15 protein-coding genes are annotated in these 14,677 nt (G+C 47.2%); 10 read left to right on the top strand and 5 right to left on the bottom strand.

What is annotated here, in order from left to right:
• Positions 1–207: 207 nt before the first annotated feature.
• The 3 genes from GGU45_RS11780 to GGU45_RS11770 all read left to right on the top strand — a co-directional run bounded on the left by GGU45_RS11780 (position 208) and on the right by GGU45_RS11770 (position 1,499).
• Complete coding sequence (locus GGU45_RS11780) at positions 208–843, top strand: peroxiredoxin (protein WP_435224941.1); 636 nt, start codon at positions 208–210, stop codon at positions 841–843.
• Positions 844–854: 11 nt separating this feature from the next.
• Positions 855–1,166 carry a thioredoxin family protein gene (locus GGU45_RS11775; protein WP_435224939.1) on the top strand — a complete coding sequence of 104 codons (312 nt, stop codon included), beginning with the start codon at positions 855–857 and terminating at the stop codon, positions 1,164–1,166.
• Positions 1,167–1,253: 87 nt separating this feature from the next.
• Entirely contained in the window at positions 1,254–1,499 is a 246-nt protein-coding gene (locus tag GGU45_RS11770) for a DUF6952 family protein (RefSeq protein WP_090389503.1), read from the top strand.
• 661 nt (positions 1,500–2,160) lie between these two features.
• Here GGU45_RS11770 and GGU45_RS11765 read toward each other — a convergent pair.
• Positions 2,161–2,718: a C40 family peptidase gene (locus tag GGU45_RS11765; RefSeq protein ID WP_435224937.1), complete on the bottom strand. Its 558-nt coding sequence runs from the start codon at positions 2,716–2,718 to the stop codon at positions 2,161–2,163.
• A 217-nt stretch (positions 2,719–2,935) separates the two neighbouring features.
• On the opposite strand from GGU45_RS11765, the gene GGU45_RS11760 reads away from it, so the two are divergent.
• From GGU45_RS11760 to GGU45_RS11750, 3 genes are read left to right on the top strand one after another with little or no spacing between them, the layout of a single operon-like run.
• A complete protein-coding gene (locus tag GGU45_RS11760) occupies positions 2,936–3,379 on the top strand; it encodes a nuclear transport factor 2 family protein (RefSeq protein WP_435224936.1) in 444 nt (147 codons plus the stop codon).
• Positions 3,380–3,388: 9 nt separating this feature from the next.
• Complete coding sequence (locus tag GGU45_RS11755) at positions 3,389–4,648, top strand: DUF4861 domain-containing protein (protein WP_435224934.1); 1,260 nt, start codon at positions 3,389–3,391, stop codon at positions 4,646–4,648.
• Between the two features lie 35 nt (positions 4,649–4,683).
• Positions 4,684–4,815, top strand: a complete 132-nt coding sequence (locus tag GGU45_RS11750; protein ID WP_435224933.1) for a hypothetical protein — start codon at positions 4,684–4,686, stop codon at positions 4,813–4,815.
• Between the two features lie 219 nt (positions 4,816–5,034).
• Here GGU45_RS11750 and GGU45_RS11745 read toward each other — a convergent pair whose 3' ends face one another.
• The 4 genes from GGU45_RS11745 to GGU45_RS11730 form a co-directional block, all read right to left on the bottom strand.
• Positions 5,035–5,640 carry a tetratricopeptide repeat protein gene (locus GGU45_RS11745; RefSeq protein WP_435224931.1) on the bottom strand — a complete coding sequence of 202 codons (606 nt, stop codon included), beginning with the start codon at positions 5,638–5,640 and terminating at the stop codon, positions 5,035–5,037.
• On the bottom strand, positions 5,637–6,647 hold the full coding sequence (locus GGU45_RS11740; protein ID WP_435224929.1) for a VWA domain-containing protein: 1,011 nt from the start codon (positions 6,645–6,647) through the stop codon (positions 5,637–5,639). The genes GGU45_RS11745 and GGU45_RS11740 overlap by 4 nt, the downstream gene beginning before the upstream one ends.
• A gap of 400 nt (positions 6,648–7,047) precedes the next feature.
• Entirely contained in the window at positions 7,048–7,917 is an 870-nt protein-coding gene (locus GGU45_RS11735; RefSeq protein WP_435224927.1) for a penicillin-binding transpeptidase domain-containing protein, read from the bottom strand.
• Positions 7,918–8,580: 663 nt separating this feature from the next.
• Entirely contained in the window at positions 8,581–9,762 is a 1,182-nt protein-coding gene (locus tag GGU45_RS11730) for an acyltransferase family protein (protein ID WP_435224925.1), read from the bottom strand.
• Positions 9,763–9,911: 149 nt separating this feature from the next.
• Here GGU45_RS11730 and GGU45_RS11725 point away from each other — a divergent pair, with 149 nt between their 5' ends.
• Genes GGU45_RS11725 through GGU45_RS11710 form a run of 4 tightly spaced genes read left to right on the top strand, consistent with a single transcriptional unit; the run spans position 9,912 to position 14,619 of the window.
• Positions 9,912–10,406: a UpxY family transcription antiterminator gene (locus GGU45_RS11725; RefSeq protein WP_435224924.1), complete on the top strand. Its 495-nt coding sequence runs from the start codon at positions 9,912–9,914 to the stop codon at positions 10,404–10,406.
• A gap of 9 nt (positions 10,407–10,415) precedes the next feature.
• Positions 10,416–11,234: a polysaccharide biosynthesis/export family protein gene (locus GGU45_RS11720; protein WP_435224922.1), complete on the top strand. Its 819-nt coding sequence runs from the start codon at positions 10,416–10,418 to the stop codon at positions 11,232–11,234.
• Positions 11,235–11,272: 38 nt separating this feature from the next.
• The gene (locus tag GGU45_RS11715; RefSeq protein ID WP_435224921.1) at positions 11,273–13,633 is read left to right on the top strand and encodes a GumC family protein; all 2,361 of its coding nucleotides are present in this window, start codon (positions 11,273–11,275) and stop codon (positions 13,631–13,633) included.
• Complete coding sequence (locus tag GGU45_RS11710) at positions 13,630–14,619, top strand: SDR family oxidoreductase (RefSeq protein WP_435224919.1); 990 nt, start codon at positions 13,630–13,632, stop codon at positions 14,617–14,619. Before GGU45_RS11715 ends, GGU45_RS11710 begins: the two co-directional genes overlap by 4 nt.
• Positions 14,620–14,677: the final 58 nt, after the last annotated feature.

The raw sequence follows: 14,677 nt of genomic DNA, 5'->3' as shown, positions 1-14,677 counted from the left end.
AAAAAAAAATTCCCGCCGCGCTGCGGCTAACAGCAGCCTCTTTGTATGCAGGGCGTTATTTTACATATCTATAGTATGTTCAAAGTTATAGATTTTATCTATGGTTCATAGATACTATCATTTGACGGGCCCTGGTTTTTGTGATACCTTTGCACCGCAATTGAAAAGCACACAATCATATTTCATAAATTTTTTAAAATAAAAACTATGTCATTAGTAGGAAAGAAGTTCCCCAGTGTGGCCATTGATGCGATGTCGGATATGGGAGATAATTTGAAGATCGATGTGTATAAAGAGGCCGTTGAAAACAAAAAGAAAGTACTGCTGTTCTGGTACCCAAAGGATTTCACCTTTGTTTGCCCCACAGAGTTACACGCCTTTCAGCAGGCCATCCAGGAGTTTGAAAAGAGAAATACGCTGATCATCGGCGCTTCCTGTGATACGGCAGAAGTGCATTTTGCCTGGTTAAACACCCCCAAAGATAACGGTGGTATCGAAGGCGTTACGTATCCCATCCTTGCAGATACGCATCGCTACCTGGCGGGAGAACTGGGTATCCTGGATGCAGATTATGATGTAAACGAAGCAACGGGTGAAGTGAAGCTGAGCGGATCGAATGTGAGCTACCGTGCAACGTACCTTATCGATGAGGATGGTAAGGTCTTTCATGAGAGCGTAAATGATATGCCGCTGGGCCGCAATGTTCAGGAGTACCTCCGTTTAATTGACGCCTATACGCATGTACAACAACATGGTGAAGTTTGCCCCGCTAACTGGGAAGAAGGAAAAGAAGCCATGCATGCAGACCGCGAAGGGGTGGCTGCCTATTTTAGTCACAATTAGAAAAAAAGAGTATGTACGTAGAATTAAGTGAAGATAATTTGCAGCAGCTGGTTGCAGATAATGAAAAGGTAATGGTACAGTATGGTGCCGGGTGGTGCGGCAATTGCCGGATTATGAAACCCAAGTTCAAAAAACTGGCAAGTGAAAATGAAGCCGTTGCATTCATCTATGTAGACGCCGAAAAGCTGCCGGAATCCCGTAAGCTGGCAAAAGTAGATAACCTGCCTACTTTTGCAGCCTTTAAAAACGGCGCTTTATTAAACCAGGTGCAAACCAACCAGACAGCATCTTTAAACGAATTATTTAATGAAACATTCATATAAAAGTTTTCAGTTGTTATAAGCACACTGAAAATTTTTATCCTGATAAGTTCCATTTGGCCACTAAAAGGACAACAAAAAGAGATTCAAATGAAATTACCAATAATTAGAAAGTTATACCAGGCGGCCCCGGCAGAGAAGCTGCAGGCCACGGTAGAGGTGCTGGAAGCTTTTTGCGAGATGAATGTAAAGGATGAAGAGCTGGATGTGGCGGGCGAGCTGATCACCAATCTCTGTGGCGCTATTGAAGTGCATGAACTGGTGAATAGTGGTATGCGGGAATCCGATGCATTGAACACTTTTTCAAAGAAAGTACTGGGCTCTATCGACCGTTAGGAGCTGCAGTTCGTTCATATTAATTCAGGGGCTGTATCAAAAGTCGCTTTACAGCATGATGTCGTTCTGAAGATGTCATCCCAGGCCCGAAGATGTCATCCCGGGCTTGACCCGGGATCTATTCTTGTTTCAGCATCTATTGACGAACAATCATCATTAGATGCCGAAACAATCCCGATCGCCATCCCATTGGCGTCAGGTTAAGGGGATGTAAGCATGCCGGAAAATCTGTGCTATTAAAGACTTTGAGGAGCATAGCCCCGGATCGGTTTTAGAACGTCGTGCTTCAGCGCAACGTTAGCAACGAAAAGGCAGATGTGAGTGCCATAGGCACGGCAGATGTTTCGGGCTGATGGCTCTCAACCCTTCGCCAGGATGGCGAGACGGGTTAAAACCCGCTCTTACAATATTCATCGCCGCTATGCGGCGGGTACAGTTTGCATGCTAACTTGAGGCACATGCGATCGCCATCGGGACAGTATGACAAAATAGAGGCTTTCGATACAGCCTTTTTTTGATGTAAAAGCTGTTTAAAATAGACCGGTATCTATTTTGTTAAAATGGCTGTGCTTCTTAAACGATTTATGAAGACACAAACCTGGCCCGCGGCAATGGCAGAAACCGATCGCAGAAAGGAGCCCTGTATTGACAAGGGGTTTCCTTATTGCAGTACCCGTATGACCTTTACGAACTGCCTTTTATAATAGCCGGAAAATGTGCTGATGATGACGCCGGTACCGCTTCCGGCAGCATGAATAAAGCTGAGCGGTTCCTTGCCAGAAGTGATCATACCGATATGTCCGATCCTGCTGCTGTGCTCACCGCGGAACAGGATCAGGTCTCCGGGCAATGCTTTTTGTATACTTACCGTTTGTCCTACGTGCTCATAGTCGTAAGAACTGCGGGGTGGCTTTACATGGTAATGCCGGAAGAGATAGTAAAGGAACCCCGAACAGTCGAACCCTTTTTGCGGATCAGCGGCGCCGTACTTATAAGGGGTACCTAAAAAAGTTTTTGCATAGCGAACGAGCTCCTCCCGGTTGATGTCCAATGGCTGGTTCATGGAAAGGGCCGCTTTGGGTGCAGCGGCTTCATGGGGCGTTGCCGTGCCGTCCGGAGCGTTCGTCAACAGGTTTGAATGGGAACTCTTTTTTGAAGAAGCACAGGAACCCAATATCAGCAATGCCGCCAGGTATAACAAAAAGGAGGGCTTTTTCATAGGTCAAAGATAGCCCGGTTACAAATGATACAGGGGCATAACATTTTTACGCAATGCGGTGCTCATGGGGTAAAGCCCGGCGCATTGAGCCATAGCATAGACGCAGTATAAAAAGTACCCGGTGGCTTGAGGTTGTCCGCTCCAGGCGTTTTTAAAATAGCAGGGACTTTCGTTTTGGAAAATTATCAGGTATATTTGGGGTTAAATAGTGATCATTATGCAGAAACGATTTTTTGCTTTTTTATTATTCGTTACCCTTGTTCCCGGAATGCGTTTAGCGGCCCAGGGAAAAAATACGCAACAGGTAGAGGCCGCTGTAAAAAAGCTTACCCGGGCGATGTTAGATAGTGATGTACCCGTTTTAAGCGCATTGGCATCGCCGAAACTGACCTATGGTCATTCCAGCGGCAAAGTGCAGGATAAAGCGGAGTTTTTAGCATCGTTCAAAACCGGTGCCAGCGATTTTACAAAAATTGATATCAAAGATCAGACGATCTATTTTGTAAACAACACGGCTATTGTGCGCCACCTGCTGGATGCAGATACCAACGACAATCAGCAGCCGGGGCACACCACCTTAAAAATAATGACCGTTTGGACAAAAGCAGGCAGCAAGTGGCTGCTGATTGCCCGCCAGGCCGTAAAGGCATTGCCCCAATAACCTCCGCTTATGAAAGTGTTTTTTTTAGCAGTAGCCGTTGGGCTGGGAGCAGTCGTTTTTGCACAACCGAAAACCATCGGGGTCATCAACCCCTCCGCTTTAGCGCGAAAAGATGCCTTAGTGGTGTTAAAAAGAGCATGGCTCAAAAAGAAGCTGCCGGCATTAAGTGAGCATCAGTATATTATTGTAACGGATAAAAATATCCCGCAGCTGGTTCAGTTTGACGATATGGATGGCGATGGCGTTTGGGATGAAGCGGTATTATTGCTGAACCTGGCGCCCAAACAAAAAAAACTGCTTTCTGTGGCCGCCAGTGAGCATCCTGCGGCCATCAAAGCCGTTGTCCGCAGCTATGTGCGGCAAAAACACCGGTTGCCGGATAATAGTTTCGGGAATAATATAGAGCGGGATACGATGCCTTATAATAACCTGCCAACAGATTTTTCAAAACAAAAATTGCCCCCTTACCTCACAGAGGGTCCGGCCTGGGAAAATGATAAAGTGGGATTCCGGAAATATTTTGATACAAGAAATTCAAATGATATCTGGGGAAAACGGGTGCCGTACATGGTGTTGGATGAAGTAGGTGCCAACCCGGAAATCAGTTATCATAATTTATCCAGCTGGGGTATGGATATCCTCAAAGTTGGAAAATCGCTGGGAGCCGGCGCACTTGCGCTCCGCGTAAAAACCAACGGAAAAGATTCCCTTGTCCGGTTTGGCCGCAATGTACAACAGCTCGTTTATAAGCAAATAGCCAGCGGACCGTTGCGCGCCATTTTTGAGTTGGTTTACAATAACTGGCAATACCTGCCCGGCGTAGCTCCCATTACCGTTAAAGAGCAGATCAGCATTTGGGGCGGTCAGTACTTTTTTGAAAACAAGGTCACCTTCAGCAGCATACCGGCAAACGCATCACTGGTAACCGGTACAATTGATTTTTACAGCCGGCAGGATCATCAGATCAACCGCCAGGGAATTGCGGGCCTGTATACCTGTGATCAGCAAAGCGAGAACAAAGATCAACTGGGGCTCGCTATCCTGGCGCCCGCAAAAAATGTAAAAGGCTTCGGCCATATCAGTTCTCCGGATGCAGACGTTACCAATGTGTTCACGATAGATCTGAAGGCATCGGCCCGTCAGCCAATCGTATACCGTTATTATGTGGGCTGGCAAATGACAGATCAGGCTTTTGCTACCAGGCAGGGATTCGAAAAAATGCTGTCTGCGGAGGTTGAAAAGTTTGCAAAGCCGTTGGTTATACGATAGTCGGGGGAAATGTGAGAATTTGAAAATTTGAGAATGTGGAAATGCAGTATGGGCAGGCCTTTCAGACCAAAAAGATCTTATCTTTTAATAGCAAACAGGCGCAGCGCGCCGTTAACCCTTATAACTATGAGCGGCCAAAACTGCCCGTAGCCGCAGCGCGGCGATAATTTCATACACCGGGCTTGTACTACCCGCAATGATTACCGGTGCGCTGCACCTTTATCGCTCGTATGGTTGCTTACTAACAGGATCAGCGCTGCGCTGCGGCTTCCGGGGGGCAAAATGAACTTGACGCACATGCGAAACTTCGGGGTTGCAACCTCACATCAAGCGTAAAACAGTAGCTAACTTCAAACGTGAAACCTCAAACATGAAACAGACCTGAATCACCAATCCTTTTCCCTGCTGGTGCCGTATTGCGACTTATCTTCGGAGATCCGCTGCTGGGTGTTCTTTTCTTTATTTTCCAGTTTGTCCAGCTGGTTCTGTGCCTGGTTTTGATTGAGCCGTGATTTTGACTGTTTGGGAGACTCCTCCTTTTTGTTTTGTCCGCCGCCGCCGCCGCTTTGCTTTTTCTTTTCGAGCAATGCCTTCTGAAGGTTTTCACGTGCTTTCAGGTCATTGCTGTTCAGACGCAATGCATTTTTATAGGCTTCAATACTTTCTTCCAGCTTGTTTTGATTGGAGTATACCACGCCGGTATTGTAAAAGGCTGCGGAGCGCAATCCTGCATCCGTGTTGGCCAATGCCGTAGCCTGCGTATAGGTCTTTATAGCGTCCGCATATTTTTTTAAACGGTATAAAGCATTGCCTTTATTGAGCAACGCCACGTATTGGTGCGGTCCGGTAGTCGCCTTGTCATAAGCCTTTACCGCATCATCCATTTTGCCTTCTTTGTAGTAATCGTTTCCCTTTTTTATAAAGCCGCTTCCGTCCTGTGCCAGGAGGGGAAGCGCTATAAGGTTAAACAGGAATATAAAATGCGGTTTCATGTTGATGTTTTTAATCTTTTGCCTTCGGGGAGCAATTGCTCAATAACAAGGAGCAGGACCATGGCTGCGGCAAATACCCAGAAGTAATAAGAAAAGCTCATCAGGTTGATATCGCCCGTTACTTTTTTGTCGATCTGCGACAGCTGCTGGTTAATCTTTTTAACGGCAGCGTCAATATCTGTCAAATGCACGTAAACCCCGTTGGTATTGCCGGCTATCTGCTCCAGCTCCTTCTGGTTAAGTTTTGATACGATGGGCTGGCCCGTTTGGGGGTCCAGCTTATTGCCCCCGGTAGAATCATCGGGTATAAATGTACCTTCGGGCGAACCGATACCCACGGTGCTCACCATCAGTCCCCGCTTTTGCATGTCTTTTGAAAGTTCCAGTGCCTTTTCATCGTGATCTTCGCCATCGGAGATCAGGATCACGGCTTTATATTTGGCCTCTCTTTCGCCGAAGGAGCGGAGGCTTTCCTCCAGTGCATCGCCAATTACCGTGCCCTTTACAGGTACTACATCGGGTGAGGCATCATTCACATACATTTGTGCCGAGCTGTGATCGGCGCTGATGGGCATCTGGATATAGGCTTTTCCGGCAAACCAAACCAGCCCGATCCGGTTATTGGGCATGGCATCCATCATTTTACTGATGAATTGTTTGGCCAGCAGCAACCTGCTGGGCTTTACATCCTGCGCCAGCATGCTTTTACTCAGGTCCAGGGCAAATACCACGTCAATGCCTTCCCTTTTAATACCATCGCTGCCCCCCGGTTTACGCAGGCTCATGGTACACAGTACGCCCATTAAGAAGGCCAGGCATAGTAAAAAAAACTTCAGGTTAAAGCGGAACGGGCTGTATCCGCGGATCATCGATTTTACAAGCGCCGGTTCCCCAATCTTGTTAATGGTGCGCTTTTTCCACCTTTTTACAAGTGAAAACAGGAACACGAACAGCAGTACACCCGCGCTCAGCCAGATAAAATAAATGTATTGGAATTCAAACTTCATTGACTTCGTAAAGTTAACAAGCTCACCGGGTTTAAACGTTAACAATCTGATAAGTTCCAGGTTTAACGTTGGGTTTTCGTTTCTGCCTGAGGTAAGACGTTAGATATTAGATGATAGATACTGGATGCTGGATACTGGATACTGGATGCTGGATGCTGGATACTGGATGTTAGATATTAGACGATAGACATTTTCAGGTTTCAGGTTTCACGTTGGATCCGTTTCCTGCCCGATGATCCATTGCCTATTGCCTATTCACTCATTCGCCTTCCTGCTCCAATGGATTGTCAATCGGAGGAAAGATCATCGGGTAACAACGGACCTTCATTTTCCCATTTCCACAACCTGTCCCGCTCCGCGGGATTCTCACATTCCCACATTTTCAAATTTTCAAATTCGTTTACATTTTCCCCTCAAAAAATCCGAGCTGCTTTAAAATATCTTTGAGCATCTTCAGGCGCACGGTAGACATATCGTAATGCGGGTCGGCCGATTCAACGTTCAGCACAAAGAAATAAGGATGCCGGTTTTCTTCGATCCAGCCAACAATCCAGCCCAGGGCATGTTGCTTTTCGGTAGCGCCCCAGCCGGTTTTATAGGCCAGTTTGTAATTGGCGTTATCTTCAAAAAGCATGGCGTGTTTTACCTTCTCCTGGTAAAGCTTAAAGAAGGGGAGTTCATTAAAATACAGTTTCTTTACCAGCCCCAGATTTTCATCGGGGGTGATTTTCAAGGTATTATCCAGCCAAAAAGTATCAATTGCAGAATGGATCTTAAAGAGGGTATCTTTTTTCCCTGCTCCATAATGAAGCGAGTCGAGCCAGTACTGCATTTTTTCGCTGCCGGTGCGCCGCGCTACCTCCTGGTAATAAGGCACAGCAGAAACCCGGAAGGCCTGGTACATGTTCAGATCCTTATTCCATTCCGGAACCGGACGCTGAACCCCATCCCAGGGAATGACCATACTATCGCTGGAGATGATCCCCGTCTGGAGCCCGATAAGGGAGTTGACAATTTTAAACGTGCTGGCCGGCAGGTAGGCACTATCCCGGTACCGGGCAAGATTGTATACGGTAAAATCGCCCGTACCGTTGTTCAGCAGAGCAAAACTGCCGGTAAGCTGGTTCTCTTCAAAATATTTTTTTAGCGAATTGTCTTGCTTTACATTGTTTTGTGTACAGGAAACGATCAGCAGGACGGCAAAAAATGCAGTGAAGCCTCTTTTTAGGGGGAATGACGTATTTATTTTCCCGGGTTTTAAAAAAATCATGATAAATATTGAGCGGACAAATTGGATCCGCCGCAAAAATAGGTTCTTTTGAGATAGGTTCTTCAGACAGGGTGCTACCGGGTGCATTACATTTTTCTGATTCGTGGAGACACGAATCAGGGCGACAAGCCGTGGTCTCCAATGCGCGTCAGGTTAATTTTTGCCCTGGGAGCTGCAGCGCAGCGCTGATCCTGTTAGTAAACAACAATACGGGTAATAAAGGTGCAGCGCACCGGTAATCATTGCTAACGGGTTCTTCATATTATGGTTTAAAGTTCAAGGTTTAAGGTTTTACGTTGGATCCGGTTTTATTCTCCATGAGCCGTTCATCGTTTCTTGTTTGAGGGTTGGGATTCAATATTAACCGGGGGCTTCGTGTATTGAGATTTCAAGTTTCAGTTTCAGGAATTTCAGGTTTTGTCGCCGTTTAGTGCAGGGATTTTGAGTGATGAGCGGTATTTTGTTTGCAGTATTTTCAATGTATCCAGGCAAAACGACTGACTTTCAATGTGAGTAAAACAGCAGGCTCTCAGTATTAAGCCGGATCTGGTTTTTAACTCCATGAGTTATTGGATTCCTGTTCAAAGAACCAGGAGCAAATGCACCGAAGACCCATTCCCTCATTTCCACATCTTCAAATTTTCAAATTCCAAAATTTGTACCTCAAACTTTTATATATATCTTCTTCTTATCCAGCCAGTAGCAAATAGCCCACATAAAAAGAATAACACAGAGGGCGTATAAAAGCGATCCGTTTTCTTTAGCGCCCGGTGTATGGATCAGCACCCTTGTGTAGAGCCAGTTCCAGGGGGTAACCCCATCTGCTGTTTTAAAGAGGCCGGCCGTTTTGGGAAGAAAAGCGCTCAATGCAAAAATAAACAGGGGGTTTTTGCCAAAAACCTCGAAAAAACGGCCGGGGAAGCCCGTTTTTTTTCTTATTTCGATAAAATAGATCATGGTGGCAATGGTAACGGTTGCCAGCCCGGTGGTGTATATGGTGTAGGAGCTGGTCCATATTTTCTTATTGATGGGAAAGGCCATATCCCAGCAAAAGCCCGTTAGCAGTAATGCCATACCCGCCACAAAAAGTCCGGTCAGCATCTTATACATAGGGTTGGCCGGGCTGTTTTTATCAAGGTCTGCCGGGATGCCGGCGCTGCTGTTGCGGATATACATGCCCACAAAATAGCCCAATACCACCTGAACAATGGCCGGCAGCGTGCTGGCAATACCCTCGGGGTCAAACGGGACCCCTTCGCCTTTATACAAGTGGGCGGTATGCAAAATGATTTTATCTACTTTTTCGGTACCAAACCAGCCGGCCAGGCTATAAGGGTCGGCCGGGTTGCCAATGATGCAAATGGCCCAGTACAGGAGCAGTAATATTACAGAAAGCAGGGCGGCCGCCCGGGGTTTCAGGTAATAGGCGATAACGGAGGCAAAAAAATAACAAACGGCGATGCGTTGTAATACGCCAAAGATCCGCACGCCTTTTTCCGGTCCGGAAATCCAGGGAATCCATTCCAGGGTGCCTTCATTCCAGCGTAAAAAAGGATACCAGTTCAGGAAGAGCCCGATCCCAAAGATCATCAGGGTCCTCTTGATTACTTTTTTCCAGAATACGGCAGGCCCCGCCTCCTGCAGCCGGGGAATTACAAAAGAAAGGGCGTTTCCCACAGCAAATAAAAAAAACGGGAACACCAGGTCGGTAGGGGTAAGCCCATGCCAGGGAGCATGCTCCAGCGGCGCGTAAATATGAGCCCAGCTGCCCGGGTTGTTTACCAGGATCATGAGGCAAACGGTAGCGCCCCTGAAAACATCAAGCGATCGGTATCGGATCTTCATGTTTGGGAAATAAGATGTTAAAGTACGAATTTAGGCGGAATTTTCGCTGTGAACATTGTTACTGTTATATTTGCAGGGATGTTCCTGTACCATTTGAGAAGTCGCCTTTTTTAAAAAATGGGACTGAGGTGGCGAAGCCATGTAATGCAATGAAAGAGAAAAACTGGTATGCAATCTACACGAAGCCCCGCTGGGAGAAAAAAGTATCAAAACTGCTTGCAGACAGGGATATTGTTACCTATTGCCCCTTAAACAAGGTAAAACGCAGGTGGAGCGACCGCATCAAGATGGTGCAGGTGCCCTTGTTACCGTCTTATTTGTTTGTACATATCGACAGTTCGGCGTTTCAAAAAATAAGAGAAACACCGGGGGTCATAAATTTTGTGTATATAGAAGGAAAACCGGCCATTGTAAAAGATTATGAAGTGGTCCGGATCCGGAAATTTTTAAGTGAATTTGAAAATGTGGAGCTGGTGCCCTTCAACCCGCAAAAAAATCAGCGGGTCATGATCAACCAGGGAGTGCTGGTAGAAGAGGCAGGCCGGGTCGTCGATTTAAAAAATAATAAGGTAACAGTGGAGATCGAAAGCCTTAACTATCATTTGGTAGCCTTATTTGATAAATCAAAACTGATCAATAATTAAATCAACTTTATGAAACTTTTTAATAGAGCAATGCTTATCGTGGTGTTGTTTACCGCATCCTGTGTAACCCAGCAGAAAATGCCAAAATACCTGGAGGGGGCAACCAATGAGTCCATTGATAAACAGACTCCATTTCCGGAACTGATCATCCAGAAAAATGACCAGCTGGCTATACAGGTGTATAGTGACTATATACCCAAGGAAGCTAATACAGACCAGTTGTATAACCAGCCCCTGCCCGGTGGCGGCGGAGCAACCGGAGGGGGGGCTACTGCAAGTAATACGAGTACCAGTGGCTACCTGGTGGATGGGGAAGGGAATATCGATTTTCCCCGGCTTGGAAAGATCCATGCAGAGGGGCTTACAAAAAAACAACTGGGAGCCGAGATCAAAAAACGGCTGACAACGCCTGTTGAGCTTTTAAAGAATCCAACCGTGCTGATCCGGTTCCAAACCTATAAGATTATAACCCTCGGCGAGTTTACTACTCCCCAGGTGCTCAATATCCCCACCGAAAAAGTGAATATCTTCGAAGCCATTTCCATGGCCGGCGGCATCACCGAATGGGGTCGCAAAGATGAGGTAAAAGTGATCCGCGAGCAGGATGGCAAACGCGAAATGGGTGTTGTAAATCTTTCTTCGGCCGATGTTTTTGCGTCGCCGTATTATTATCTCCGGCAAAATGATATCCTGCTGGTAGACCCGATAAGCGATAAAGCGAAGGCCAAGGACGAGGCCAGAACCCTGAGCCGGTTTACTTTTGCCACTTCCATCGTTTCCACCGCGGCGGTAATTGTCTCCATCATTTTATCGGTTGGCCGTAAGTAAGCATCAAAAACACATTAACAATTCTGCAGCTTTAAATTATGCAATCCGTTGAGAAAAGAGAAATTTCGGGCAATCTGAGTGCAAGAGAACTGCTTTTTAAGTATATCCGTTTCCTTCCGCTCGTTATTTTTTGTGTAGCCATGGCGTTCTTGCTGGCCTGGCTCTACCTGCGCTACACCCAGGAGCAATACAGCTCCGTTGGAAATATGCTCATTACCACGGAGGAATCCAAAGGCGACAAAGTGGAAGAACTGATAGCCGGTAAAAGCAAAACCACCAACCTGCTTAATGAAATAGAAGTGCTGAAATCGCGCCCGCTGATGACAAGGGTGGTACAGCATCTGGGCCTGCAGATCGGCTATACCCAAAAAGGAAAGGTAAAGGATATGAATGCCTATAAACGGACACCCTTCGCCTTTGTGCCCGTGCAGCTCATCGACTCTTCCCTGTCTTTTTCCGTGGATATCGACTTTGTCAATGGCAGCCAGTTCCGGGTCAATAAAAAAAACACCCTCTATAATTTTGACCAGCTGTTTCAAACCGGTAGTGGTGTGTTTAAGCTGGTAAAGAGCGGGGGACAGGCCGAACCGGGTGCCGAATATACCATTACCTACAGCCAGGAAGACCTGGTGGCGGCAGGCATGATCCGTGACCTGAATGTGCAGCCCAAACAGGCCAATACCGGCATCCTGCTGGTGGAATATCATTCTGCAAACCCCTATCTTTCATCGGATGTGGTAAATACCCTGATGCAGGAATATACCGTCTGGAAAGTAGAGCAGGGCAATACTTCCATGGATCTTACCATCGATTTCATTAATAAGCGTGTGGAGATTGTGCAGCACGATATCGACAGCCTGCAACGCAAGCTGGTGGCCTATCAGAAAAATAACAACCTGGTGGATGCCACGTTGCAGATAACCGCCCTGCTGGGCCGGGCACAGGAGCAGGATGCGGCCAGCCAGGAGCAGCGGATGGCACTGGGCGCGCTTGACGTGCTGGAAAGCAGTATTGTTAGCGGCGGAGCGGGTTCCCTTACGCCTTCCGCCGCGGGAGTCAAAGACCCGGGTTTGAGTGAGTCGCTTACAAAGTTGAATGAAGCACAATTGCAGCGCAAGGCCTTGATAGACGGCAATGTGCCGGTAGATAACCCGCAGGTAAAGCAATTGGACCAAAGCATTGATGCATTGCGCAAAGGGGCATTGGCGAATGTGGAAACGCTTAAAAGCAGTTACAGGAAAAACCTGGGGCTGGTTGTTGCCGAAAAATCAAAAAACACCGGGGGGGCGCTGCAGATGCCCGCCAAGATTACCGAACAGGCAGAAATAGAACGCGAGCTGGCATCCAAGCTGGCCCTGGCCAAGGTGTTGGGAGAAAAACGGGAAGAAGCCGCCATCCAGCGTGCCAGCACCATTTCCAATACAAAGATCATAGAAAAGGCCGAGCCCAATACCGTGCCCGTAAAACCCAACCCGGGAACGGTAAAGCTGGCCGCCCTGCTTTTTGGTCTGGCCATCCCCGCCCTGTTCATTCTATTAAAGGAAGCCTTCAATGACCGGGTAAATACCCGCTTCGATATTGAACGGGCCACCAACGCGCCCATACTGGGAGAAGTTGGTCATTCCAAATCGGATCAGACACTGGTGGTTAGCAAAACAAAAAGGACCTTCATTGCCGAACAGTTTCGCCTGCTGCGCTCCAATCTGCAATACATCACCGGCAATTGGGATAAGGTGGTCATTATGGTGACCTCCTCTTTTGGCGGCGAAGGCAAATCCTTTATCAGCACCAATATGGCGGCCGTTTTCGGGCTTACCGACAAAAAAACCATCGTGCTGGAGTTTGATCTCCGCAAACCCAAGGTATTAAGCGGCCTTGATATGCAGAAACGGCAGGGCATCAGCAATTATATGATCGGCGTTGCGGATCTGGATAGCCTCATCATCCCGGTGGCGGGTGAGGAAAATATGTATGTGCTGCCCTGCGGGCCCATACCACCCAACCCGGCCGAACTGCTGCTGAGCGAAAAGACCGATCAGCTGTTTACCCAGCTCAAAAATAAATTCGATTATATCATTATTGATACGGCGCCCATCGGAATGGTAAGTGATGCACTAACCCTGGCCAAGTATGCCGATTGTACGATCTATGTTACCCGCCAGGGGCATACTTTTAAAAAACAGCTAAGCCTGATCAATGAAATGTATGAAAATAAAAAGATGCCCAATCTTGCCATTGTGCTCAATGATATCAAAATGCCAACAGGCGGCGGGTACTATGGTAACTACGGTTATGGCTATGGCGAAAAGCACGGAGAAGATTATTACCAGGACGATGTATTAGCGGAAGGCGCAGGAAAAAAGAAATGGTTCCGTTGGTTTAAAAAACTTAATGGATGATGAGAATATTGGTTACCGGCGGAGCGGGGTTTATTGGTTCCAACCTGGCCGCAGCTTTATTAAAGGATAGCAGGGTAGGCGCCGTACGGGTGCTGGATAACCTTTCCACGGGCTCAAAGGAAAACCTGGAAGCGCTGTTTCCGGACGGACGGTTTGAGTGGATGGAGGGCGATATAAGAGATTATGATACCTGCTTAAAAGCCTGTAATGATGTTCAGGCTATTTCGCACCAGGCGGCATTGGGCTCAGTGCCCCGGTCTATCGCAGACCCGCTGACTACCAATGCGGTGAATATTACGGGTACCTTAAATGTATTTACAGCAGCTAAAGAGTCGGGCATCAAAAGAATCGTTTATGCCGCCAGTTCCTCTACCTATGGCGATCATCCGGCATTGCCCAAAAAAGAGGAAAACATCGGCAATCCTCTTTCGCCTTATGCCGTAACCAAATACGTAAATGAGCTGTATGCAGGGGTATATGCAGCCTTATATGGATTGGAGCCCATCGGGCTGCGGTATTTTAATATTTTTGGTCCGCGGCAAAATCCACGGGGGCCCTACGCCGCTGTTATTCCCTTATTTGTAAAGGCCCTGCTCAATAATGAAGCCCCGGTAATTAATGGAGACGGGCAGCATAGCCGCGATTTTACCTTTGTTGATAATGCAGTGGCCGCTAATATACAGGCGCTGTTTGCAGCAAACAAAGCAGCGGTAAACCAGGTATACAATATAGCCTGCGGCGCCCAAACCAGCCTGCTGGAATTATTTAACCTTCTTAAAACAGCAGCCGGCTCTGCGCTGATGCCTGATTTTGGCCCGGCCCGGGCAGGAGACGTGCGGCATAGCCTGGCAGATATTTCAAAAGCAAAGGAATTGCTGGGCTATGATCCGTTGGTTCCGGTAAACGAAGGGTTAATGCAAACTTTTGAATGGTACCGGTCCAACAGACGTTTTTTGGGAGCCTGGGGAATGGGGAATAGTCAATAGTCAATGGTCAATAGTCAATAGAGAAATAACGATCTATTGTCAAACATCTAATATCTAA

Source organism: Niabella hirudinis, assembly GCF_051201075.1.
GTDB classification, from domain to species: Bacteria; Bacteroidota; Bacteroidia; order Chitinophagales; family Chitinophagaceae; genus Niabella; species Niabella hirudinis.
The sequence above is the reverse complement of the archived record's forward strand: the minus strand, read 5'-3'. Positions and strand labels throughout refer to the sequence as shown.